We start from the raw sequence: 23,840 nt of genomic DNA on the forward strand, positions 1-23,840 counted from the left end.
GGTTGAGGCACTGCGCCTCTGATTAGTATGCCGAGCCTGCCCACGCCAATAGCGATTTCGAATATGCCGGATAAGTGGAGTTGTCTCGTTGAGGACGAGGCGATTTTGGCGACCACGCACGCGGCCAGGAAATCCTCGGTGCCGATTCCCTGTTTTGTGGATTCAATGGTCCTGCTCGGTCGCTATTGGCGTGAGCAGGCTCGGATCTCGCACGGTCACGTCAGCTGTTCAATTTGCTTCGTCGAAAGCAGATTGTTTTTTTAGGGGGAGGCCGATCGGTGACAACGCACCAGCATTCTATCCAGTTTGATTTTGCTAAATACCGCTCGTGACAAAGGTTGACAGAGTTATTCCTGATTTATCGATTAACTGTCGAAAATGGTTATTTAAAAAATATTAATCACGACGCTTCCCGTATTCCGCAGACCACGCGAATCCACGTCAGACCGAGTGATGGGCTTTGCGATACCCGAGGCTCGTACCGGGAAGCGATTGGCAAATCGGATCGCTTGCCAGGCGCGGCGCGATGGCCGCCGCGACCCGCACCCGGTTGCGGCCATCGCGCTTATGATGCGGGAACGTCACTGCTGGATTTCCGCTCATGGATACGCTGCATCTACCGACAATTTCGCCCGACGCCGAAACGGATGCCGACGCGCTGCCATCGCGCACATCGAAGCCGGTTGCGCTCGTCACGGGCTCGACGTCCGGTATCGGCGCGTCAATCGCGCGGCGTCTGACGGCGGACGGCTACACGGTGATCCTGCATTCGCGCAGCTCGGCGGAGGTCGGCCGCGCGATGGCGCGCGAACTCGGCGCGGCCTACGTGCAGGCCGATCTCGCCGACGACGGCGAGCGCGTGCGGCTGATCCGCGAGGCGGTCGCCGTGCACGGGCGGCTCGACGTGCTGGTGAACAATGCGGGCGTGAGCCGCGTGATTCCGCATGACGATCTGGCGGCGGCCACGCCCGACGTGTGGCGCGAGATGCACGAGATCAACGTGATCGCGCCGTTCCGGCTCGTCGCCGAGGCGCAGCCAGCATTGCTCGAAGCAGCATCGCGCGGGCGCGCCGGTTGCGTGATCAATGTCAGCTCGCATGCCGGCGTGCGGCCGAAGGGTGCGTCGATTCCGTACGCGGCCGCGAAAGCCGCGCTGAATCACACGACGCGGCTGCTCGCGCGCACGCTCGCGCCGGCAATTCGCGTCAACGCGGTCGCGCCGGGGCTCGTCGATACGCCGCTGACCGCCGACTGGACCGATGCGCAGACCCTGTGGCGCGAGCGCGCGCCGATGCGCCGTGCTGCGACGCCGGACGACATTGCGCAGACGGTCTCGATGCTGGTGGCATCCGATTACGTGACGGGCGAGATCGTGATGCTCGACGGAGGCTTGAATCTGACGTGATGGCGGTATGACGCAAGTGCCGGCGCGCACGCGGGCGGATGTGGGGAGATGCGGCTACGGATGCGCGTGTCGGAGGCGCCGCGCCGCCCGGCCGAACCGTGTCGCCGGGGCGCAGCCGTTCGCCCCGACCCGGCACGCACGTGCCGGCGCATCGCCCGGCTCGAGCGCTGCGCCAACCTCGATCTCGTCGCTCAGCCGATGCGCGCGCGCAGCCGCGCAAGCGCGTGGTCGTGCGTGCGTTCGAACTTCAGCGGCGTGACCGCGATATAGCCTTCGCCCAGCGCGACCGTTTCCGAATCGGCATCGTCGTCGCGCGGCGCGCGCGCCAGCTTCAGCCAGTGATAGTCGATCTCGCGCGGATCGCGCCCCGACACGATTTCGACGCCCTGCAGCGTGCCGGCGCCCTGGTTCGTCGCCTTCAGGCCGCGCACGTCGTCGGCCGGCCGCGCCGGGAAGTTCACGTTGAGACATGCATCGCTGTCCCAGCCGGCCGCGATCAGCCGGCGAATCACGTCCGGCGCATGCGTGCGCGCCGTATGCCACGGCACCGCGTTGCGATCGCTGAAGGCCTGGCTCAGCGCGATCGCCGGCACGCCGACCAGCATGCTCGTCATCGCGGCGCCGACCGTGCCGGAGAACACCGTTTCGGTGCCGAGGTTCGCGCCGCGATTGACGCCGGACAGCACGACGTCGGGCCGTGCGTCCTTCATCAGGTGACTGACCGCGATCGCGACGCAATCGCCCGGCGTGCCGCGCACGGCGAAGCGGCGCTCGCCCTTGCGATGCACGCGCAGCGGTTCGTGCAGGCTCAGCGAATGCGACGTGCCGCTCTGGTCTTCGGCGGGCGCGACGATCCACACTTCGCGCGCCAGTTGCGTGGCGACCTGTTCGAGCACTTCAAGGCCGGGGGCGTCGAATCCGTCGTCGTTGGTGAGCAGGACGCGGTCGAACAGCGGGTGGATTTCTGACATCGGGACGATCCTCGCAGATGGGCAATGGGGGAAAGGACATCGCGGTTACCCGAAAGGCTAGCATCCGGTCGCGACGCGTGTCGCGTCGTGCAGCGCCGCGCCTGCGCGCGAATGCGAAAACGGGCGCATGAGGCGCCCGTTATCTCCGGCTCGACGTGCTGGCCGTATCGCGGGCCGGAACCGCGCGGCCCGCTTGGCCGCTTACCCGAGCAGGTACCGCAGCACGCCGGCCGACACGACGCCGACGATGACGGTCGGCAGGATCGACAGGCGGATCGCCGCGATCAGCGTGGCGGCAAGCGCGAGCAGATCCGCCGGGCGCGTCGACACGAATGCCGGTGCGATCACCGAGATCAGCACGCAGCCGGGCACGTTCTCCATCACCGACGCCATCCGCGGGCTCAGCGTGCGGTTGCGCAGCAGCACGTAGCCGAGCACGCGCGACAGGTAGGTCGTCGCTGCCATCAGCACGATGGTCGCGACCGTCGCGAAATCAGGCAGCATCGCGCGGCTCCCACAGCAGCGCGGCGATCAGGCCCGCGCACGCGCCGGCCGGGACGTACCACGCGCCGGGCACGGCCAGGTGCGTGGCGGCCGCGACGACGAGGCTCACGAACCACGGACGGCTCGCGCGCATGCCTTTCCACATCCCGCGCAGAAGCACCAGAAACACGGCCGTGAACGCCATGTCGAAGCCGTATTGCTCGACGTTGCCGATCGTCGGGCCGACCGCCGCGCCGAGCGTCGTCATCGAGATCCACGTCAGGTACAGCCCCGCGCATATGCCCGCGTAATAGGGGACGCTGATATGCGTGGCCGCGCGCGAGCGCGCGTCGGCGAGCGACATCGCCCAGCTTTCGTCGCACATGAAGAACAGCGCGGCGAACGCGCGGCGGCGCGGCAGGCGCCGGATGTAGGGCGCGAACGCCGCGCCCATCAGGATATGGCGCGAGTTCACGAGGAACGACATCGCGACGATCAGCGCAATGTGCGGCGGCGACGTCCACAGGTGGATCGCCGCGAATTCCGAGCCGCCGCCGAAGTTCAGGCCCGTCATCATCGGCACCTCGAACAGGCTCAGCCCTTTTTGCGCGGCCTGCGCGCCGAGCACCAGCGCGAACGGCACGAAGCCCAGCATGACGGGCAGCGCCGCGCGCAATCCGCGGCCGATCTCGGCGACATAGGCGGGCTTGTCGCGAAGCCCGGACGACGTTGAAACGCTACTGCTCATTACTCCTCCTTCGGGGGAGGAGGATTGTCTGCTTTTTTGACTCGAATCGGGTTGCGTTGCCGATCGAAATTCATAAGAATTTGGCATTGAGCGCGGGATTCGCGATTTTTTTGGAATTTGATGCCAATGAAGCTTGACGCTATCGACCGACGGATCCTGAGCGCGCTGCAACGCGACGGCCGCATGCAGAACGTGGAACTCGCGCACGAGGTCGGGCTGTCGCCGTCGCCGTGCCTGCGGCGCGTGCGGTTGCTCGAGGAAGCGGGCGTGATCGAGAAATACGTGGCCGTGCTGAACCCGGCGAAGGTCGGCAAGGGTCTGACCATCTTCACGCGCGTGTGGCTGAAGGGGCAGGACGCCGAATCCGTGAACCGCTTCGCCGAGGCCGTCCAGCAGATGCCGGAAGTGGTCGAATGCCATCTGATGGCCGGCGACTGCGATTTCCTGTTGCGCGTGGTGGCCGCCGACATCGACGACTACCGGCGCTTCCAGATGGAATACCTGACGCGCATCCCGGGTGTGCTCAGCGTGAAGACCGACATTCCGATGCAGAAGATCAAGCTCACCTCGGCGCTGCCGACGTAACGCGGCGCGGGTGTGTGACGCCGATTCGGCGAATCGTCACCGGCCGGTGACATTTGACCGATACACTGGGAGGACGAGCCGCTTGCCGCGCACCGGCTGAGTCACGGTGCGATTTCGATGCGCAAGCAACTAACGGTCAATCGCGAAGGGATCCGTGACGGCGCGCGCTGCGCGCGATGCGATCCGTTGCGCGGTGCGTCATTCTTGTCGAGCCATTCATGCAGCCATTCAACAATCCGTGGAATTCGCTGGAAATCGTCAAGCTCGTGCTCGGCGTGCTGACGCCGTTGTCGGTCGCGTGTCTCGGCTGGCTCGTCGCGCGCCGGCTGAAGCGGCTCGAGCTCGTGCAGTGGACCAACCAGCGGTTGATCGAAAAGCGGCTCACGCTGTATGACACGGTTGCGCCGCAGCTCAATGCGCTGCTGTGCTTCTACACGTGGATCGGCTACTGGAAGGACATCTCGCCGGACGACGTGATCCGCGCGAAGCGCGAACTCGACCGCACGTTCCACATCTACCGCTACCTGTTCGACGACGACGTGTACGACGCGTATCACACGTTCATCCACGCGTTGTTCGAGATGCATACGGGGCCGGGGCGCGACGCGCGGATTCGTTCGCTGATCCAGTCGCCGGACGGCGACCGCAGCGTGCACGGCACGTACGAGTGGAAGGCCGCGTGGTCGGAGCGGTTTTCGACCGCCAACGTGACGGACAAGGCCGAGGTGGTGCGGCACTACACGCGGCTGATGGAGCGGTTACGCGTGGCGCTCGGCGCGAATCGCTGACCAGTACGCACGCGCGCCGGCAGTGGATTCGTTACCGGGCGATGCGCATTGATTCCGTCATGCATGCAGTCGATGCGCGATGCGCGCCGCGGCTGACGGGTTTGCGGCGCTGTTCACTCGCGTGAAGCTCGCCTGCTGATCGACATGGGTTTCGATCGCGCGTCGCGCCGGCCGCGAACACGACGGGTGGCCGGTGCGACGCATCACGCGAGCGAGATCACGAGTTTCTTGCCGCAAGCTGCCGCGTACTTGCGCAGCGTGTCGATGGACGGTGAATGCTGGCCCGTTGCGAGCGCGCGCTCGAGCCGCGTCACCGCCGGTGCTTGCGTGCCCATGCGCTCGGCTACATCGGCTTGCGACAGGCCGGCGTCTCGCCGGGCAGCCAGCATCATGTCGAGCAGTGCGAGTTCTTCGCGGTTGAGCCGCTCGTATTCGGCGTGCACCTCGGGGTTGGACAAGGCACGCTCGCGTAGCGCCTTATACGTTGCCATCTTGAACCTCCTTGAGTCGTTGCCGTGCGATTTGCAATTCCTTGCGCGGCGTCTTTTGCGTCTTCTTCACGAAACAATGCAGCATGACGATACGCCGCTCGACGATCGCGCAGTAGAACACCCGGGCGATGCCTTCGGCGCCCTTCAGTCGCATTTCGTACAGCCCGTTTCCCATCGACCAGGTGTGCGGCTCGCCGAGATTCGCGCCGTTTCGCCGCGACAACGAACGCATGCGGTGCGATCCCGCGTGAACGAACCGGCGCGCGTGCCGACGCTGCGCCCCGCGCCGATCACTGCTTTCGGCAAGCCACCTGATAATCGATCACGGTGTTCGCCGATGGCACGTCCGGCTCGCCGCCGGCCGTGGTCACACCGAGCACGCCGGCCGCGTTCCGATACCGCAGCGCGCAATATCCCATGCCGGTGCCCGAGCACGCTTCGGCTTCGATGATCCCGTGTTTCGCGAGCGTGGCCGCGCCGTCCATCGGGTCCGGCTTCTCGTGCGGACGCAGCGGCTGCCAGCCACGCGCGATCAGGATCTTGCGCGCCGCGTCGAGCGGTTTGCCGTACACGTTGGGCACGACGGCACGGCCGTGGCAGAACGTGCGCTCGGCGGCGACGGCGGTCAGCCGCAAGCCGCCATGTTCGTCGCGCAGCTCGCCGACGGGTGCCGACGGGCCATCGCCGCCCCAGACCAGCAGCGCGCCGCTTTCCAGTGGTTCCACCGAGCCCAGCTGCCAGCCGGCCGAGCGTGCCGTATAGCCGAGCGCGACGAGCGTCGTGCCGTCGAAGACGCCGACATTCGCATTGCGCGCATAACAGATCGCGCTGGTCCCCGGCTTGAAACCGCTCGCGAACGTGACGACCGTGTAGCGGCCGAGCGGCGCTTCCGACGTGACGATCCAGCCGAGCTTCGCGACGTCGCGGCCGGCCGCGGTTGCGGTCTTCGCACGATATTGCGCACAGAACGCATCGAGCGTGCCGTTCTCCGGCGAGCGCGGCAACGCGCCGAGCGGAACCACCGACGCGCCGGCGATATCGGAAGCGGTGCGCAGCGAGTCGGCGAACGCCGCGCCGCCGAGCGCGACGCCCGCGACGGCGGCGATCGATGCGACGACGCGGGAAAACCGCAAGGCCGTCATGCGATGCATGGGAATGGATGCGGGGAAGGAACGGGCATCGACCGTTTGCGCTCGTGCCCGTTGCCGCGCATTCAGGCCTTCGCGATCACGTCGATCCGCAGCGCGTCGCCGCCGTCGACGATCGCCAGCAGGCGATCGACGTTCGGGTGTGCGCCCGGGCGGTTACGCGCGTCGGCGGTGTGCTCCGCGAACACGGCGAGGCCGTGCTCGGCGGCCTTCGCGTCGAGCGTGCCGAATGCCTGCTTCAGGTAGTTGTACACCGCGAGCGAGCCCTGCTTGCCCGGCTGGTTCTCGATGCTGGCGACCACGTCGCCGTTCGCGGCGACGAGATCGATGCGCGCGATTCCGTCGATGGCCGGCAGTTGCGCGAGGTTGTCCTTGAATACGTGGGTCGGTTGAATCACTGAAACACTCCGTCGGTTCGGTCATGGGTCGATCGGCCCGTATCTTATCCGATCGACATGCCCGCTTCGCGCGCGCGGTCGATGTCGGGGCTGCGATAGGCGCGCTCCGGAATCTCGGCGAGGCGTGACGCATGCACCTGATGCGGCGCGAGGCCATAGAACTTCTGAAAGCTCATGATCAGCGGCGACCACTTGTCCGGATCGATGTGGTCCGCACGGCCGTCCATCAGCAGGTCCGGATGGATGTGAACGCGCTGGATCCGCACCTCGAACACGCGGATGTGGCCGCGCAGGTCCGGTGCATCGTCGCCCATGCCGTGCGTGGCGGCGAGCACCGCTTCCAGATGCACCGGACATTCGAGCGCGCGCGGCGGCGCGATGGTCTGCGACGCCGTTTCGGTGAGCCCCGCGGTGCCGAACTTGTCCGGTTCGTACACGTAGCCGCGTGCCTGCTTCGACGCGGGCACCGGATGCGTGCCCGTCGTGCGCGCGATGCGATCGACCGAATGCGCCTGCGCGGCCGACGGCAGGTTCAACACGCATTCGCCGGTGCGCATCAGGTTGTGCGTGGTCTGCGAGCTGGCGGCGAGCCCGAGCATGCAGCGCCAGCCGAGCCAGAACGCGGACGACATCGGCGCGAGATTGGCCGTGCCGTCCGGATTCAGCGTGCTGATCAGCACGACGGGCGTGCCGAAATAGAGGATGTTGGGTTCGGTGACGCGATGCGGAACGTTCATGGTCGGTCCTTCGTTGACGGGATCGGTTCCCATGCTGATCGCATCGCGGCCGCGCGGCGCTCCGATTCTTGTCATGTCATTCGAGTGACGCGGCGCGCACGGCCGCGTGCACGGTCCGCCCGCCGCCGGCATCGCGCGTGCTTTTCCGCTAGAGTAGGAAATCGAAGGCAGCACGTGCCGCCACGCCGGCACGCGGCGGCCACGTTCCACCGTTCCACCATTGCACACGAGGGCCCGATGGACATCGAGCAACGCTACACCGCCAACGCGCCGACGCGCGCGGAAGTCGACGCACTGGCCGGTGCGACCGTCATCGAATTCGGCGCGAACTGGTGCGGAATTTGCGCGGGCGCGCAGCCCGCGATCGCCGCGTCGTTCTCCGCGCATCCGGGCGTGCGGCACCTGAAGATCGAGGATGGCCCGGGCCGGCCGCTCGGCCGTTCGTTCGGCGTGAAGCTGTGGCCGACGCTGGTATTCCTGCGCGACGGGGTCGAAGTCGCGCGCGTCGTGCGCCCGACCGATGCCGCGCAGATCGATGCCGACGGCTTCGCCGCGCTCGCCTGAGGTCGTCATGCAACAGGCCATCACGCATATCGGCGTCGAAGCGCGCGGCAGCGGCCTCGTCGAGTTCACGCCGCAAGTGCGCGCGTTCGTCGACCAGCAGGCGATCCGCACCGGGCTGCTGACCGTGTTCTGCCGTCATACGTCCGCGTCGCTGCTGATCCAGGAGAACGCGGATCCTTCCGTGCAGCGCGATCTCGAACGGTACTTCGCGACGCTCGCGCCCGAGGACGACACGCGCTACGAGCACGACACCGAAGGGCCCGACGACATGCCGGCGCATCTGCGCACGGCGCTGACGCAAGTGCAGCTGTCGATCCCGGTCGAGCATGGACGCATGGTGCTCGGCACCTGGCAGGGCATCTATCTGTTCGAACATCGCCGCGCCGCGCATCGGCGCGACATCGTGCTGCATTTGATCGGCGAATAAGCGCGAACGCGCGACGGGCGGGCGCAACGCCTGCCCGTCGTGCATCGCGGCCACGCTCAGGCGAGCAGCTTCTCGACGAGCGCGCCGAGTTCGCGCAGGTGAACGGGTTTCGGCAGGAATTCGTCGAACACGCGCTGGTTCTCGCGCAGCGCTGCCGATTCGTATGCGCTGACACCGAGAATCGACGGAAACCTTCCGTCGTCGTCGGGTTGCGCGACCGTCCGGATGCGGCGCGCGACTTCGAAGCCGCTCAGGTCCGGCAGTTCGAGATCGAGCACGACGAGGTCGTAATGCGTGTCGCGGAAACGGGCGACGCCTTCCTGCCCGGTGCCGCACAGATCGGCATCGAGGCCGAGCGCCGACAGCATCGCGCCGAGCGTTTCGCGTGCGTTGTCGTTGTCGTCCACCACGAGCGCACGGCGATTGCGATGCTCGGCGGCGGCCGGCCACGCGGGCGCGTCGCCGGTCGTTTCGGCGGCATCCGGCACCTCGGCCGGCAGCGTCACGACGAACTCGCTGCCTTCGCCGACGACGCTTCGCACGTCCACGTGGCCGCGCAGCGTCGTCACGATCTCGCGCACGACCGCGAGGCCCATCCCGATTCCGTCCACATGCAGGCCGACTGCATCGTTCGCGCGGTAGAACGGCTCGAAGATCTTCGGCAGATGCTGCTTTGCGATACCGGCCCCCGTATCCCGCACGGCGAGTTTCAGTTGCCGGCCGGCCGGTGCGTCGACGAGCATGACCGATACGTCGATCGATCCGTCGACGGTGTATTTCACCGAATTCTCGATCAGGTTCGACAGCACCTGACGCAACAGCTTGCGATCGGAGCGGATCGCGAGGTCGCGCGGCTCGACGCGCTGCGCGACGGCGATCCGCTTGGCCGCGATCTTCTCGCGCAGCGGATCGAGCACCTCGGCGAGCAGCGACGCCATGCCAACCGTTTCGGTTTCGGCGAGGCGCTTGGTCGAGCGCAGCTTGATGTAATCGGTCAGATCCTTGACCAGCGCTTCGAGCGACGACGCGGAATTCTGCAGCCGCCGGATCGTCTTCAGGTTCGCGTCGGACTGCGGCCGCGCGAGCAGGATCTCGATCGAACCGCAGATCGCCTGCAGCGGCGTGCGCAGTTCATGACTGACCATTCCGAGGAACGCATTCTTCGCCTCGATCATCTCGAATGCGCGATCGGATGCCTTGCGCTCCGCGTCGAGCGCCGCGTTCTGCCGCTCGAGCAGGTCGTCGCGCGTGCGCATCGTATAGAACAGCAGCAGGAACAGCGCGCACAGGATCACGCCGAGGATGATGCCGAGCGCCAGGATCGCGCGCTGCTTTTCCTTCAGCTGATGGAACGTGAAGTCGCGTTGCGCCATCTCGATCGCGCGGAAATAGTTCGCGAGGCCGTTGACCTTCGGCCAGTACGCGCCGACGTCGTCGAGCACGTGCGGGGCATTCTGCGGCGCGTCGCGCAGCAGCGGCACGTCGTGCTTCAGGCGTGCCATGAATGCGCCGAGCACCGCGATTTCGGCGCGCGCGCGCGGGATGCGCAGCCAGTATTCGGACACCTCCGACGGCCGCTGCAGGAACCCGAACGATACCGACAGGCTGTCGAGCTGCATCTGCACGTGATCGAAGTCGTCGTCCACGTGCGTCGAATAGAGGATCAACTGGCGCTCGAAGCGCGTGTAGGCGTTGCGGTATTGCGCGGCCGTCCAGAACACGCCTTCGCGCGGCCCTTCGAGCACGCCCTCGTTGACCGACGTCGCGAGCAGGTCCCACAGCAGGAATGCCCATGCGGCGAATCCCAGGATCCACAACGATCCCAGGATGAGAATGATCTTTCTGTTCTTCCACCGCCCGCGCATCATGTCGCGTGCTTACTTCACGGTCAGGCCGATGATCTGCCACGCGAACTTGGCTTCGCCGAGCGGCGTCTTCAGCTCGTCGGGATACTGGTCGCGCGGATACATGATCCACAGCGGGCCGTAGTTGTCGTTGCCGAGCACCTTGCCGTTCATCGTGCGCGCGAGGATCACGCCGTACTTGTCGGCATCCGACACGGGGATCGTGAATGTGTATTCGTCGATGCAGCGGAACTCGATCTGCGTGCCGTGCGCGTCGACGGCCTTCAGCACGTCGGACAGGCGCGGGCCGGTGAAGGTCGACTTCGGCGTCCAGCTCGTCGACGTGACGATCGTGTGCTGCGGCAGCGCCATCAGCGCCTGCTCGGTAAAGACGAACGTCGTCTTGCCGGGCTGGTTGCTGCGGCCGATCTTGCCGTCGACGGTGAACGTGAACGACGCGGCCCAGCTCGCGGCGGCCATGCCGAGCAGGCCGGCCATGACCAGGCTCTTGATCCAGATGGTCGAAATTCGCATGTGCTTCCCCTTGGTTGTGTTCGTGTGGTGGTCTCAGCTCGCGGCGGCGGCATTGGCGGCCGGCAGCGCGATCTTCAGTTCGCGCGCGACTTCGGCGAACAGAATCGGCAGGCGCACCGGCTTTTCCTCGCAGCGCGCGTTGTAGTGCGACACGATGTGCGCGATCTCGTCCTCGCTCGCTTCGCCGGTGGAGATCTTGCCGGTCAGCAGGAAGATCGGCGCGCCGCCGTTCTCGCTCGAGCGGATCCCGCGCACGAGCTCGGCGGCGGTCTGGTCGCCGAGCATCCAGTCGAGGATGTAGCCGTCGAAATCCTCGACTTCCAGCGCCTTGCGGAACGACGCGCCGTCATGGTACGGAATCGCGTTCACGCCTTTTTCGATGAAGTATTCGCACACGGTTTCGGCGACGTCCCGAGAATCGTCGACCACCGCGATCCGCGCCGCGTATACGGTCGGCTGGCTCGAGCGCAGTTCGATGACGTCGACCGGATAGACGCGGCCTTCGCGCGCGTCGCGGCGTTCGGTGACGATCCATTCGCCCTGCCACTGCAGCGCGACGAAGTCCGTTTCGATCTGGCTGCTGGCCTTCGCCGAGATCGCCGCGCGGCAGCGGAAGCGGCGTGACTCGATCACGAGCGTCGCGTCGATCATCTCGGCGGCGGCCGGCTGCGTGCCCTTGTCGTCGAGCAGGATCGCGGGCGGCACGCCGAAGTGCGTCGCGATGTCCTGCAACTGCGACAGGTTCCACGGGATCAGGCCTTTCATCTTGCGCGTGACGACCGAGAAACTGAGACCGAGCACGTTCGCGATGGTCGTGTTGTGACTGCGCGGCGGAATACCGTTGCGCGTCAGCAGATCGCGCACCTTCGTTGCGGTAATAAGATCGGCATTGGCCTGCTCGCTATTGGGCATCTCGACGGGGTCTCCTGGTTTTAGCGACGAAGAGCATATTCAAAAGTGACGCGATGCGCAAACTTGGAAATCGCGAATCACCTTGACATGCCATTTTTCTCCATTATTATTGCTCACCACGTCACTATTGTTTGCTGCGTCAGGTTTGGAGGCGGGTGTCGACAGCGCTCGGCCCGGCGAAAAGCGGCAGCCAGCACGTGACGGAACGATTCAAAGAGAGAGCCTGAGAGAGCCTTGGACTGCGTGTCGGCGTGGGTGAATTGTATTCGCCTCGCCGCGCGCAAGCCGGGTACGCGCTCGCGGGGCGGGATAGCGCGAAGCAGTGCGGCGCAAATAAAACGTGGGGAAAGTAAAAATGATTCGCCGTTTACTGGCGCCGGGGCTGCTGTTGTTGCTGGCCGCGTGCGCGCAGGATCCGTCCGTCACCGGCAACACGGTACGGATCTGCGATGAAACCGGGTGTTCCGATCGCCCTAAAGATCAGGTCTCCTATCAAAAAAGGGAAGATGCCGACGATCGCGAGGATCCGCGCATCGTTGCGCTGAAGCAAACCGCGAAGACCCAGCCGAAGGCCGCCTACGACCTTGGCCTGCGGTATTTCCGCGGCGACGGCGTGCGGCAGGACAGCTACCAGGCACTCAAGTGGATGCGCGACGCCGCCGAGCGCGGCGACCTGAACGCACAGAAGGCGCTCGGCAGTTTCTACCTGTTCGGCCTCGAGGAGATGGGCTCCGATCCGCGCGAGGCGGACAAGTGGCTGTCGATCGCCGCGAGCCGCGGCGACAAGGAATCGAAAAAGCTGCTGGAGCTCGCCCGCAAGGCGAAGAAAGAAGACGAAGAAGACTGGAAATGGCGCACGCAATGGCGTGACGTCTATTACGGCTACTGGTACTCGGGCTACCCGTACTACGGCGTCTGGCAACAGACGTACTGGTACTACTGACCGGACCGAAAGCAACGGGGGCAGCCGCGGGGAGACCACCATCGCGCGCCACGCCGGGGGGCTTATCGAAGTTCGCACGAACACATAAGCCGAACAACGACTCTATCGATCGACAACGACATGAAGACCATCCTTTCCCAACGTCTCACTCAAGGTGCGCTGGTTGCAGCGCTTTGCGCGTCCGTTGCCGGCTGCGGCGGCATGGTGACGCCCGGCGGCCAGAACGCCGGCGTCACGGGCGCAGCGGCGGGCGGCACGAGCGCCGGCGCGGATTCGCAACTGCAGCGCTGCACGTCGCCGCTCGGCACGATCGCCGTCGACGACGGCCGCAACGCCGACTGGTGGGGCCCGTTCGGCAGCGCGACCAAGGTGACGAGCATCGATCCGCTGCTGCGCCTGGCCGTGCAGCAATCGAACTGCTTCGTGATCACGTCGATCGGCAACCAGAAGAGCGACGCGCGCCTGTCGCGCATCACGCAGCTGCAGCGCAACTCGGGCGAATACCGTGCGGGTTCGAAGCAACAGAAGGGCCAGCGCGTCGCGGCCGATTACTACATGGAGCCGCAGATCGTGATCAACGATTCGCCGATCGGCGGTATCGGCAGCATGATCGGCGGGCTGATCGGCAACAGCGCGGTCGCGGCGGTGGCAGGCCATCTGCAGACGAAGGCCTCGGTCGTGACGCTGACGCTGTTCGACGTGCGCTCGGCCGTGCAGATCGCGGCAGCGGAAGGCAGCTCGACGGCGACCAACTACGGCGCGGCGCTGGGCGGCCTGGGCGGCGGCGTGGGCGGCGGTCTCGCCGGCTTCTCGACGACGCCGGAAGGCAAGGCGACCGTCGTCGCGTTCATCGACGCGTGGAACAAGATGGTTGTCGCGCTGCGCAGCTACAAGGCGCAAGACGTGAAGGGCGGCCTTGGTCGCGGCGGTCAGTTGCAGGTCAACTGACGTCCCGGGCCGGCGCTGCATGCCGCCGGCCGGTTTGCGATTCACGGCCGGGTGCGCGTGGGACGTCGTCTGCGCGTATGGTCTCGTTCGTCCGTTCCGTTTCGAGGTGATTTCGATGAAAGCTGCCGCATTGATCGCATTGACGTGTCTGGCGCTGACCGCTTGCGGCGGCGACGACAATTCCTCGTCTGCCGCATCCGGCGGCGGGACGGGGACGAGCAACAATGGCGGCACCGGCGGTGGCGACAGCGGCGGGACGGGAGGCGCGGGCGGCAGCACGTTGACGTTGCGCTACGATGCGCAGGTTCCCGCGGCCGATGGCCCCGGGTTCCTGACGCTCCTCAACAACGAGGGCGCGAAGGGCTTTCGCTATCTGGGCGACTATTACTACGATGCGACCAACGGTGGCGGGACACGCTCGATCTTCGTGAACGACGGCACGGCGCAGACGTACACGTATCAACTGCAATCTCCGCCGGCCGACTGGCCGGGCTTCCTCAGCCAGGCCAATGGGCAAGGCGCGAGCGGCTATCGCTACGAAGGCCCGTACAGTTACGGTTATCTGTATCGCAAGGATGGCGGCTCGTCCGCGACGTACACGTACGCGACCGCGGGCCTGCCGGCCGACGCGAGCGCGTTCCTCACGCAGGCGAACGCGCAGGGCCAGTCGGGCTACTGGTTCGTGAGCCCGATGAGCGTGGGATCCGTGCAGGCGAACGTGTACATGAAGAACAATGCCTCGAACGCGACCTACACGTACGACGCACAGGCCCCGGCGACGAACATCAACGATTTCATCGCGCAGGCCAACAGCGAAGGCACGAAGGGATATCGTGCGAAGGGCGAGCAAGCGTTCGGCAGCACGATGTCCTGGATCTACGTGAAGGACCAGACGCAGTCGTCGACCTTCACGTACCAGTCGGCCGTGACTCAGTCGAGCGGCGCGAGCTTCGTGCAGCAGGCGAACGACTTTGGTGCGCAGGGCAATGCGTATCTGGGCGATCTGGGGTTCAGGAACCCGCCGACGGCGTCGATGCAACAGGCGCCTTTCTATTTCAAGGCCGGAAACTGCACGGGTTTCCTGTGTACCACGCTGAATCCGCTCACGCAGAATTGAGCCGGTGCATCAGGGGCGCCGTGACGATCACGGCGAGCGCCCGGCTGCGCTGCGCTCGCGTGAGCACAGCGCCCGGCCGGCGCGAAGCGGCCGTTCAGTGGAAATCGGCAGGAGGCGTCACACCGGCCGAGGCGGCGCCCGCTTCACGCCTGCCTCGCCGGCCTCTGCCGCACGGGCAAGTTCAGCCTTCCCGAAAAATCCCGCTGTACGCGCTCAACGCCGGCACCCCGCCCAGGTGCGCATACAGCACCTTCGACCCCGGCTCGAATTCCCCGCGCCGCACCTTGTCGATCATCCCGTGCATCGATTTTCCTTCGTAGACGGGATCCGTCAGTACACCTTCCAGTCGCGCGCACAGACGAATTGCCTCCAGCGTGCCATCGTTCGGCAGTCCGTATTCCGGCCCGGCATAGCGCGTGTCGAGCACCACGTCCTTCTCGTCGATATCGCGTCCCAGCCCGACCAGCTCGGCCGTGTGCCGGGCGATGCGCGTGATCTGTTCATGCGTGCGCTCCGGCGTTGCCGACGCGTCGATGCCGATCACGCGGTCCGCGCGTCCGTCGGCCGCGAAGCCGACGACCATTCCCGCCTGCGTGCTGCCCGTGACCGAGCAGACCACGATGTAGTCGAACTTGAAGCCGAGTTGCGCTTCCTGCTCGCGCACTTCTTCCGCGAACCCGACGAACCCGAGCCCGCCGAGCGGATGTTCGGAACACCCGGCAGGAATCGGATACGGCTTGCCGCCTGCCTGCCGCACGCTCTCCATTGCTTCTTCCCAACTGCGGCGAATGCCGATGTCGAAGCCGTCCGCGACGAGCCGCACGTCGGCGCCCATCATCCGTGACAGCTGGATGTTCCCGACGCGGTCGTACACGGGATCCTCGTAGTTGACCCAGTGCTCCTGCACGAGCACGCACTTCATCCCGAGATGCGCGGCGACGGCCGCGACCTGGCGGGTCTGGTTCGACTGCACGCCGCCAATCGACACGAGCGTGTCGGCACCTTGCGCAAGCGCGTCGGGGACGAGGTATTCGAGCTTGCGCGTCTTGTTGCCGCCGAACGCGAGGCCGCTGTTGCAGTCCTCGCGCTTCGCATACAGCTCGACCTTGCCGCCGAGGTGCGCGCTCAGACGCTTGAGCGGCTGGATCGGGGTCGGGCCGAACGTGAGCGGATAACGGGGGAAACGTTGCAGGTTCATCGGCAAGCTCCGAAAGGCGATGGGGGATTCGAAACGGTCGGGTGCGGCAGTCGTGCCGTGTCCCGCTGAAAAAATGATAGGCACGACCGCGCGAAATGAGCTTGCGAAATAAATAACGAAGACCTACGTTATCGATGATATCCGGATCAAATCGATAATTTCGGTTCGCAAAAGGCGCAGGTGACGCAATGAAATTAGATCGCGACAAGGCAGTGCCTGCCGACACAGCGCCGGTGCTCGACCGCATCGATCGCGCGATCCTGCGGCAGTTGCAGCAGGACGCGTCGATCTCGAACGTGCGCCTCGCCGCGAAGGTGAAGCTCAGCGCGCCGGCGTGCCTGCGGCGCGTCGAACGGTTGAAGGAGACGGGACTGATCCGCGGCATCGTCGCGCTGCTCGACCCGAGGCCGCTCGGTGCCGGGATGCTGGTCGTGATCGGCTTCGTGCTCGATCGTTCGACGCCCGAGGCATTCGCCGAATTCGAAAAGGCCGCGCGGAAGGTGTCCGGGTGTGTCGAATGTCACGTGGTGACCGGCGAATTCGACTACTTCATGCTGGTCCGCACGCGCGACAACGAGAGCTTCAACCGCTTGCATGCGGAACAGCTGCTGTACCTGCCCGGCGTGCGGCAGGTGCGCTCGTTCATGGTGCTCAAGGAGATTCTGTCGACGCATGCGCTGCCGGTGTAGCGCATCGCAACGTCGCCGGGCGAGCCGGCTGCGTTGACGGCGTGCGGGGCGACTGAAGTAGCGCGCGCCACTCCGCATGGCCGCGCGTCGTGAAGAGAGCGATCGAATGCCGTGCCGGGCGCAGCCACGGTGCCGCGCCCGTCCGCCGCCGCCGCGTCGCTGCGCGTGACGCTTGCGTCGTCACGACGCGGCGCGGCGGGATCGCGTATGCTCGTTCCGTCAGCGGCAACGGCGGCTGCCGTGGCCGGATCAATCGTGTGACGACCGATCAACGAGCGAGGGCATGATGGCTAGACAGACGATGGCGGAATACCTGGCGAAGACGCTGGCGGCAGCGGGGATCGAGCGCATCTGGGGCGTGACGGGCGACAGCCTGAACGGGCTGTCGTTCAGCCTGAGCCAGATCGGCTCGATCCGCTGGATGCATACGCGGCACGAGGAGAGCGCGGCGTTCGCCGCCGGCGCGGATGCCGCATCGACCGGGCGGCTCGCGGTCTGCGCGGGCAGCTGCGGCCCCGGCAACCTGCACCTGATCAACGGCCTTTACGACTGTCACCGCAATCACCAGCCGGTGCTCGCGATCGCCGCGCACATTCCATCGACCGAGATCGGCCTCGGCTACTTCCAGGAAACCCACCCGCAGGAACTGTTTCGCGAGTGCAGTCACTTCGCGGAACTCGTGACGAACGCATCGCAGTTTCCGCGCGTGCTTGCGCGCGCGATGCGCACCGCGATCGAGGAACGCGGCGTCGCGGTGATCGTGCTGCCGGGCGACATCGCGCTCGGCGACGGCCCGGAGGAAGCACCCGCGTGGAGCGAATCGGCGCCGCCGTCGATCCTGCCGGCCGACGCCGATCTCGACCGGCTCGCGGCGCTGCTCAACGGCTCCGACGCGGTCACGCTGCTGTGCGGCAGCGGCACGCAGGGCGCGCACGACGAGGTGGTCGCGCTGGCCGACACGCTCGGTGCGCCGGTCGTGCATGCGCTACGCGGCAAGCAGTTCGTCGAATGGGACAACCCGTTCGACGTCGGGATGACGGGTTTGATCGGCTTCAGTTCGGGCTATCACGCGATGGAATCGTGCGACACGCTGCTGATGCTTGGCACGGACTTCCCGTACCGGCCGTTCTATCCGGCGCATGCGAAGATCGTGCAGATCGACTGGAAGGGCTCGCAGCTCGGCCATCGCGCGCCGCTCGCGCTCGGGCTCGTCGGCACCGTGAAGGAGACGATCGCGGCGCTGTTGCCGCGCCTTACGCGCAAGACCCAGCGGCGCTTCCTCGAGAACGCGCTGAAGCACTATGCGGCCGCGCGCAAGGGTCTCGACGATCTCGCGGTGGCCGAGCCGCCGGGGCGTGCGATTCATCCGCAATATCTGACGAAGATCGTCGACGAAGTCGCGGCCGACGATGCGATCTTCACGGCCGATGTCGGCACGCCGACGCTGTGGGCCGCGCGCTACCTGACGATGAACGGCAAGCGCCAGCTGCACGGCTCGTTCAACCACGGGTCGATGGCGAATGCGATGCCGCAGGCGCTCGGCGCGCAGGGTGCGCATCCGGGGCGGCAGGTCGTGTCACTGTCGGGCGACGGCGGGCTGTCGATGCTGCTCGGCGATCTGCTGAGCGCGCGCCAGCTCAACCTGCCGATCAAGATCGTCGTCTACAACAACAGCCTGCTCGGCTTCGTGTCGATGGAACTGAAGGCGGCCGGCTACCTCGACACGAACGTCGATCTGAGCCCGACCGACTTCGCGGCGATCGCGAAGGGCGCGGGGATCTTCAGCGTGCGCGTCGAGCATTCGGAGAATGTCGAGCACGCGCTGCGCACTGCGTTCGCGCACGACGGACCGGCGCTCGTCGACGTCGTCACGTCGAAGTACGAGCTGGCGATGCCGCCGAAGATCGAGATCGCGCATGCGAAGGGCTTCAGCCTGTTCATGCTGCGCGCGATCCTGAGCGGGCGCGGCGACGAGATCGTCGAGCTGGCGCGTACCAACCTGCGGTGACGCGTCCGGGCCGCGCGAACCGTCAGTGGTCCCGCGCATCGCCCGGGCAGCCGTCCGTTCGCGCGCGGCTTCGACGAACAGCCGCGGTGCGGCGGGCGGATGCACGGTCCGGATCGGCCGCGCAATCAGGGACAATCTTCACGTCGCCTTAAGTTTGCATTTCCTAGAATCGATTGACCGCCGCGCGAGCGCGGCCGACCGATTGTTCAGGAGGATGCACGTGAAAGAGTCTCGTGTCGTCGTAGCCCTGTTACAGGCGATCATTGGCAGGCCGAAGTTGAAGGTGCAACCGCGCAAGGTGGGCCGATGACCTGGCCGAATGCATTGCGTGTCTCGGCACTGTTCGTGCGCGAGTGGGTCGGCCGCCCGGCCGCCGTGGGCGCGTTGTGCCCGAGTTCGCGGCATCTGGCGCGCGAGATGGCCGGCGCGGTGCCGGACGGCGACGGGCTCGTCGTCGAACTCGGCGGCGGCACCGGCGCGATCACCGCCGCGTTGCTCGAACGCGGCGTGGCGCCCGGGCGCCTCGTCGTGGTCGAGCGGTCGCCGGCGTTCGTGCAGCACCTGCGGCGCCGCTTTCCCGGTATCGCGATCGTGTCGGGCGACGCGCGACAGCTCGAACGGCTGCTGCCGCCCGACGCGGCGATCGATGCGATCGTGTCCTGCCTGCCGCTGCGCACGCTGCCGCGCGAGGACGTGACGGCGATCGTCGGGCAGTGCGAGCGCGTGCTGTCGGTCGACGGCGTGATGATCCAGTTCACCTACGATTTGCGAGCGCCCGCGCGTCACCCGTTGCGCGATCCGGCATTTGTTGCCGATGCCAGCCGGATCGTGTGGGCAAATATTCCGCCTGCACGCATCGTCACGATGCGCCGGGCCGCCATCGGACAGGTGGCGTGATGCCCGCATCGTGCCGCGCTTTCTTTCATCGGCCCTGCGGATGCGGATGGTCGCTACACGCGCACGACCGGCGATGAATCATGTTGCGCCGCATCGTCGCGGCGCGAAACAAAAAACCCGCCGGCAGGCTCGAGCCTGCGGGCGGGCAAAGACACCACGGCAGATCCGCGCGGGTGTCGCGTGAAGACGGCGGAACCGCGTCAGAACTTGTGGCGCAGCGCGAGCCGCACGGCCACCTGGTTCGACGTGGAGGACGGCGCGTCGGTGCCGGGGATGAACGCCTGGTCGAGAATCGATCCGGTCTTGTCGCCGGCGATGTGCTGGTACGCGGCCTGCACGTACACGTCGGTCCGCTTCGACAGGTTGTAATCGGCCATCAGCCCGACCGAGTGAATCTTCGGCTTCGCGTCGCCGGTCGACGCATCGTATTTCTCGAGCGACAGCACGTACTGCGCACCGACCATGAACGCCGGCGTGATCTGGTACGCGCCGTTCACTTCGAAATTCTGGTACTTGATCGCGCTGACCGTCGCACCCGGCGCGATGATCGCCCCCGGCGTGCCGAGGTAGCCGTTGCCGGTCGGGTTCTTGTAGTTCGAGTTCGTGTACGCGAAGCCGACCGTCGCCGGCCCGAACGTGTAGTTGATACCCGCGCCGAACACGCGCATGCGCTCGGCGATGTAGCTGGCGTCGTTCGCGGTGATCGCACCGGCCGAGCCGTCGCCGGGGTGGTTCGCCTGCAGATACGCGGCGCCGATCAGCAGCCCGTTGTTCTGGTATTGCGCGCCGAAGCTGTATGCGCGATTGTCCGAGAAGCCCGTGCTGTTGCTGAAGCTGTATGCGCCGCCGAACTGGAAGCCGCCGAAGTTCGGGCTCGCGTACTTCACCGTGTTGTCGAGGCGGAACGAGTTGTCGGTGTTGTCGTTGTCGAACGGGTGCGCGAGCAGATAGCCGCCCCAGTTGCCGTTGGCGGTGGTCGGCGCGAGATAGTCGACGACGGAGTCGTACTGGCGACCGAAGGTCAGCGTGCCGTACTGCGCCTGGCTCAGGCCGACATACGCCTGGCGGCCGAACATGCGGCCGCCCTGGTTGAGCCGGCCGCTGTTGACGTCGAAGCCGTTCTCGAGCTGGAAGATCGCCTTCAGGCCGCCGCCGAGATCCTCGTTGCCCTTCAGGCCCCAGCGGCTGCCTTGCGCATAGCCGCTTGCCATCTCGTAGACGTGGCCGGTGCCGACGTTGTTCGTGTAGTTGAGGCCTTCGTCGATCACGCCGTAGAGCGTGACGCTGCTTTGCGCGAAGGCGGGCGACGCGAAGGCTGCGGTGACGGCGAGCGCGGTCAGTTTCCTGTTCATTGAGATCTCCGGGTATCCAGCTTGTATCGGTTGTCGTGAGCGCGTCCGGTGAGGCGCGTCCCGTCATCCTGGGCGAAGCGGCGCGGCGCGCGCGACGGCGGTCCGCGCGAGCGCGGCGGCGTGCAGGCGGGCGGCGTCCGGTCCGGTCTCCTCCGATGACTCCGCGCATTGTTCCGAAGCCGAAACGGAACCGGAAGCGAGTAATTTCGATGGATGGAATCGGGTTCGCCGATGGGGCGACGACCGGCTTCGTCTTGCCGGAACGAGGCGTTGCCGCCGCGCGCCGACGCCGGTCGGGCAACGGCCGGGCGCGGCAGGCGCGAGGTGTCCGGGCGGGCGGGGCAGCGGCCTCGGAGAACCGGCCGGGAGGCCCGTCCGGCGGCCCTGACGCGGCAGCCGGCGATCGATTGGCGCGGCCGATTGCAATGATCGGAATTACTCGTTTCCCTAAACATATCGGCGGCTCGACCATGCAGGCTGACCGGACGTGGACGGATACGCGATTCGCCGGTCGCCGCGCATGCCGCGACGCACAAACAACAGATTCGATTTGGAGACGACCCACCATGCAGATTCGACGACTGAGCACGGCGCTGCTTGCCGCCGCGACGATCCTGTCCGCGCCCGCGGCCCACGCGGCCGGCGGCGCGTGCGCCGACGGCAAGACGGTCCATTTCGCGGGCATCACGTGGGAAAGCGGATCGTTCGCGACCGAGGTGCTGCGGCAGATCATGGAGAAGGGCTACGGCTGCAAGACCGACGTCGTGCCGGGCAGCACGGCCGCGACGGAAACGGCGCTCGCGCGCAACGATCTGCAGATCTGGGCCGAGCAGTGGACGGGCCGCAGCGAGATCACCGCGAAGGCCGTCGCATCGGGCGCCGTGAAGCTGATCGGCGACACGCTGCCGGGCGGCACGACGGAAGGCTGGTTCGTGCCCGAGTATGTGGTGAAGGGCGACCCGGCGCGCAACATCAAGCCGGTCGCGCCCGGGCTCGCGTCGGTCGACGATCTGCCGAAGTTCAAGCAGATGTTTGCCGACGAGGAGGAGCCGGACAAGGGCCGCTTCCTGAACTGCCCGACGGGTTGGGATTGCGAGCGCGTGAACACGCGTCTGCTGAAGGTGCTGAAGCTTGACCAGTCGTACACGAATTTCCATCCGGGCACGGGCGCGGCGCTCGACGCGGCGATTGCGTCCGCATACCAGCGCGGTGCGCCGATCGTGTTCTATTACTGGGGCCCCGCCGCGCTGATGGCGAAATACAAGTTCGCGGCGCTGAAGATGCCGGCCTATAACGAAGCATGCTGGAAGACGCTGCGCGACGAGAGCAGCACGCACCAGTGCGCGTCGTCGTACATGGTGTCGCGGCTGACCGTCGGCGTGTCGAAGCCGTTCGCCGACGCGAATCCCGATCTCGTCGGCGTGTTCGGCAAGGTGCGCTTCCCGATGGATTTCCTGAACCAGACGATCCTCGAGATGACCACGAAGAAGATCGACGGCGCGGCGATGGCCACGCAGTTCCTGAAGGCGCGCCCGGACATGTGGAAGCAGTGGGTGCCGGCCGACGTCGCGCAGAAGATCGCCGGCAGCCTGAAGGGCGCGTAACCAGCGCGCGTCGGCGGGTCCGCGCCCGCCGGCGCCGTCACGCGCCTTCGCGGCGCGACGGAGAATCATCATGAACGGCTTCTTCCTGCACCTGTCGATCGCCGACTGGGTCAACGGCGCGCTCGAGACGTTCGTCGCGCAATACGGCGACAGCTTCCATCACTTCAGCGCGCTGCTGCTGCGCTACCTGCTCGTGCCGCTCGAAGGCGCGCTGCGCGTGGCACCGCCGTGGCTCGTGCTGCTCGTGGTCGGCGCGATCGCGTGGAACGCGACGCGCCGCATCGGCCTCGGCGCGCTCTTCATGCTGCTGCTCTACGCGATCGGCTGCTTCGGCCTGTGGGACAAGCTGATGCAGACGCTCGCGCTGATGCTCGTCGCGACGGTGCTGTCGGTTGCGATCGGCGTGCCGATCGGCATTCTCGCGTCGCGCAGCCCGTGGCTGCGCCGGCTGCTGCTGCCCGTGCTCGACGTGATGCAGACACTTCCGAGCTTCGTTTACCTGATTCCGGTGCTCATGCTGTTCGGGCTCGGCAAGGTGCCGGCCATCCTGGCGACGATCATCTATGCATTGCCGCCGCTGATCCGGCTCACCGATCTCGGCATCCGCCAGGTTGACCCGGACGTGACCGAGGCCGCGCGCGCGTTCGGCACGACACGCTGGCAGCTGCTCGTGAACGTGCAGTTGCCGCTTGCGCGGCCGAGCATCATGGCCGGCATCAACCAGACCACGATGATGGCGCTGTCGATGGTCGTGATCGCATCGATGATCGGCTCGCGCGGCCTCGGCGAGGACGTACTCGCGGGCATCCAGACGCTCGACGTCGGCAAGGGCACGCAGGCCGGCATCGCGATCGTGATCCTCGCGATCGTGATCGACCGCATCAGCCAGGGCTTCGGCCAGGAACGGCGCGCGCGCCGGCGGCTTGCGCAGCAGCGTCGCCAGAAAGGCGCGTCGCGCGTGCCTTACCGGCTGCCGCGCAAGGCGGCACCGTCGGCCGCCGATTCGAACCAGCCGGCGCAATCGTCGCGCGCATAGCCACGGAGGCACA

General features: G+C 66.4%; 26 protein-coding genes. 13 read left to right on the top strand and 13 right to left on the bottom strand.

All coding sequences use genetic code 11. The features are described 5' to 3' along the window. The first annotated feature begins 601 nt into the window (after window positions 1-601). Window positions 602-1,405, top strand: a complete 804-nt coding sequence (locus WS51_RS00725) for an SDR family NAD(P)-dependent oxidoreductase (protein ID WP_059447565.1) — start codon at window positions 602-604, stop codon at window positions 1,403-1,405. 191 nt (window positions 1,406-1,596) lie between these two features. Here the strand turns inward: WS51_RS00725 and surE are convergent, their stop codons facing one another. The 3 genes from surE to WS51_RS00740 form a co-directional block, all read right to left on the bottom strand. Beyond that, entirely contained in the window at window positions 1,597-2,376 is a 780-nt protein-coding gene (gene surE / locus WS51_RS00730; RefSeq protein ID WP_069228429.1) for a 5'/3'-nucleotidase SurE, read from the bottom strand. A 201-nt stretch (window positions 2,377-2,577) separates the two neighbouring features. Next, entirely contained in the window at window positions 2,578-2,880 is a 303-nt protein-coding gene (locus tag WS51_RS00735) for an AzlD family protein (RefSeq protein WP_081333511.1), read from the bottom strand. Beyond that, window positions 2,870-3,607, bottom strand: a complete 738-nt coding sequence (locus tag WS51_RS00740; RefSeq protein WP_069228430.1) for an AzlC family ABC transporter permease — start codon at window positions 3,605-3,607, stop codon at window positions 2,870-2,872. Before WS51_RS00740 ends, WS51_RS00735 begins: the two co-directional genes overlap by 11 nt. Window positions 3,608-3,733: 126 nt before the next feature. On the opposite strand from WS51_RS00740, the gene WS51_RS00745 reads away from it, so the two are divergent. Further along, on the top strand, window positions 3,734-4,192 hold the full coding sequence (locus tag WS51_RS00745) for an Lrp/AsnC family transcriptional regulator (RefSeq protein ID WP_059447568.1): 459 nt from the start codon (window positions 3,734-3,736) through the stop codon (window positions 4,190-4,192). Between the two features lie 218 nt (window positions 4,193-4,410). Continuing rightward, window positions 4,411-4,980: a hypothetical protein gene (locus tag WS51_RS00750; RefSeq protein WP_059508079.1), complete on the top strand. Its 570-nt coding sequence runs from the start codon at window positions 4,411-4,413 to the stop codon at window positions 4,978-4,980. Between the two features lie 203 nt (window positions 4,981-5,183). Here WS51_RS00750 and WS51_RS00755 read toward each other — a convergent pair whose 3' ends face one another. The 5 genes from WS51_RS00755 to WS51_RS00775 form a co-directional block, all read right to left on the bottom strand. After that, window positions 5,184-5,471, bottom strand: coding sequence for a helix-turn-helix domain-containing protein (locus WS51_RS00755; protein ID WP_059508080.1), 288 nt, complete (start codon window positions 5,469-5,471; stop codon window positions 5,184-5,186). After that, complete coding sequence (locus tag WS51_RS00760) at window positions 5,458-5,703, bottom strand: type II toxin-antitoxin system RelE/ParE family toxin (protein WP_081053883.1); 246 nt, start codon at window positions 5,701-5,703, stop codon at window positions 5,458-5,460. Before WS51_RS00760 ends, WS51_RS00755 begins: the two co-directional genes overlap by 14 nt. A gap of 58 nt (window positions 5,704-5,761) precedes the next feature. Beyond that, the gene (locus WS51_RS00765; RefSeq protein ID WP_069228432.1) at window positions 5,762-6,622 is read right to left on the bottom strand and encodes a protein kinase family protein; all 861 of its coding nucleotides are present in this window, start codon (window positions 6,620-6,622) and stop codon (window positions 5,762-5,764) included. 62 nt (window positions 6,623-6,684) lie between these two features. Then, window positions 6,685-7,017: a DUF2322 family protein gene (locus WS51_RS00770; RefSeq protein ID WP_059447572.1), complete on the bottom strand. Its 333-nt coding sequence runs from the start codon at window positions 7,015-7,017 to the stop codon at window positions 6,685-6,687. Window positions 7,018-7,061: 44 nt separating this feature from the next. Beyond that, window positions 7,062-7,754, bottom strand: coding sequence for a flavin reductase family protein (locus tag WS51_RS00775; RefSeq protein WP_069229093.1), 693 nt, complete (start codon window positions 7,752-7,754; stop codon window positions 7,062-7,064). A gap of 237 nt (window positions 7,755-7,991) precedes the next feature. On the opposite strand from WS51_RS00775, the gene WS51_RS00780 reads away from it, so the two are divergent. Further along, on the top strand, window positions 7,992-8,318 hold the full coding sequence (locus WS51_RS00780) for a thioredoxin family protein (RefSeq protein WP_059447574.1): 327 nt from the start codon (window positions 7,992-7,994) through the stop codon (window positions 8,316-8,318). Window positions 8,319-8,325: 7 nt separating this feature from the next. Next, window positions 8,326-8,745: a secondary thiamine-phosphate synthase enzyme YjbQ gene (locus WS51_RS00785; protein WP_059447640.1), complete on the top strand. Its 420-nt coding sequence runs from the start codon at window positions 8,326-8,328 to the stop codon at window positions 8,743-8,745. Window positions 8,746-8,801: 56 nt separating this feature from the next. Here WS51_RS00785 and atsR read toward each other — a convergent pair whose 3' ends face one another. From atsR to WS51_RS00800, 3 genes are read right to left on the bottom strand one after another with little or no spacing between them, the layout of a single operon-like run. Beyond that, entirely contained in the window at window positions 8,802-10,613 is a 1,812-nt protein-coding gene (gene atsR, locus WS51_RS00790; protein ID WP_059447575.1) for a hybrid sensor histidine kinase/response regulator AtsR, read from the bottom strand. A 9-nt stretch (window positions 10,614-10,622) separates the two neighbouring features. Next, the gene (locus WS51_RS00795; protein WP_059447576.1) at window positions 10,623-11,123 is read right to left on the bottom strand and encodes a putative pterin-binding protein; all 501 of its coding nucleotides are present in this window, start codon (window positions 11,121-11,123) and stop codon (window positions 10,623-10,625) included. A gap of 33 nt (window positions 11,124-11,156) precedes the next feature. After that, entirely contained in the window at window positions 11,157-12,035 is an 879-nt protein-coding gene (locus WS51_RS00800) for a response regulator (RefSeq protein WP_069228433.1), read from the bottom strand. A 355-nt stretch (window positions 12,036-12,390) separates the two neighbouring features. On the opposite strand from WS51_RS00800, the gene WS51_RS00805 reads away from it, so the two are divergent. From WS51_RS00805 to WS51_RS00815, 3 genes are all read left to right on the top strand, one after another. Further along, on the top strand, window positions 12,391-12,978 hold the full coding sequence (locus WS51_RS00805; protein WP_059447578.1) for a tetratricopeptide repeat protein: 588 nt from the start codon (window positions 12,391-12,393) through the stop codon (window positions 12,976-12,978). 120 nt (window positions 12,979-13,098) lie between these two features. Further along, complete coding sequence (locus WS51_RS00810) at window positions 13,099-13,926, top strand: hypothetical protein (protein WP_059447579.1); 828 nt, start codon at window positions 13,099-13,101, stop codon at window positions 13,924-13,926. Between the two features lie 115 nt (window positions 13,927-14,041). Continuing rightward, entirely contained in the window at window positions 14,042-15,043 is a 1,002-nt protein-coding gene (locus tag WS51_RS00815) for a hypothetical protein (RefSeq protein WP_069229094.1), read from the top strand. Window positions 15,044-15,224: 181 nt separating this feature from the next. Here WS51_RS00815 and WS51_RS00820 read toward each other — a convergent pair whose 3' ends face one another. Next, window positions 15,225-16,241 carry a 1-aminocyclopropane-1-carboxylate deaminase gene (locus WS51_RS00820; RefSeq protein WP_059447580.1) on the bottom strand — a complete coding sequence of 339 codons (1,017 nt, stop codon included), beginning with the start codon at window positions 16,239-16,241 and terminating at the stop codon, window positions 15,225-15,227. Window positions 16,242-16,429: 188 nt separating this feature from the next. Here WS51_RS00820 and WS51_RS00825 point away from each other — a divergent pair, with 188 nt between their 5' ends. The 3 genes from WS51_RS00825 (at window position 16,430) to WS51_RS00835 (ending at window position 19,835) form a co-directional block, all read left to right on the top strand. Next, window positions 16,430-16,930: an Lrp/AsnC family transcriptional regulator gene (locus tag WS51_RS00825; RefSeq protein WP_059508087.1), complete on the top strand. Its 501-nt coding sequence runs from the start codon at window positions 16,430-16,432 to the stop codon at window positions 16,928-16,930. A 286-nt stretch (window positions 16,931-17,216) separates the two neighbouring features. Further along, a complete protein-coding gene (poxB, locus tag WS51_RS00830; RefSeq protein WP_059546601.1) occupies window positions 17,217-18,938 on the top strand; it encodes a ubiquinone-dependent pyruvate dehydrogenase in 1,722 nt (573 codons plus the stop codon). Between the two features lie 306 nt (window positions 18,939-19,244). Next, window positions 19,245-19,835 (top strand): class I SAM-dependent methyltransferase, encoded by a 591-nt coding sequence (locus WS51_RS00835; protein ID WP_059508088.1) that lies wholly within the window; start codon window positions 19,245-19,247, stop codon window positions 19,833-19,835. A 200-nt stretch (window positions 19,836-20,035) separates the two neighbouring features. Here WS51_RS00835 and WS51_RS00840 read toward each other — a convergent pair whose 3' ends face one another. Continuing rightward, complete coding sequence (locus WS51_RS00840; protein WP_059770914.1) at window positions 20,036-21,187, bottom strand: porin; 1,152 nt, start codon at window positions 21,185-21,187, stop codon at window positions 20,036-20,038. Between the two features lie 566 nt (window positions 21,188-21,753). Here WS51_RS00840 and WS51_RS00845 point away from each other — a divergent pair. Together WS51_RS00845 and WS51_RS00850 are read left to right on the top strand one after the other, a co-directional pair. Beyond that, a complete protein-coding gene (locus WS51_RS00845) occupies window positions 21,754-22,791 on the top strand; it encodes an ABC transporter substrate-binding protein (protein ID WP_069228434.1) in 1,038 nt (345 codons plus the stop codon). Window positions 22,792-22,861: 70 nt separating this feature from the next. After that, window positions 22,862-23,827, top strand: coding sequence for an ABC transporter permease (locus WS51_RS00850; protein ID WP_059447587.1), 966 nt, complete (start codon window positions 22,862-22,864; stop codon window positions 23,825-23,827). Window positions 23,828-23,840 lie beyond the last annotated feature (13 nt).

Source organism: Burkholderia territorii (assembly GCF_001718335.1).
GTDB classification, from domain to species: Bacteria; Pseudomonadota; Gammaproteobacteria; order Burkholderiales; family Burkholderiaceae; genus Burkholderia; species Burkholderia territorii.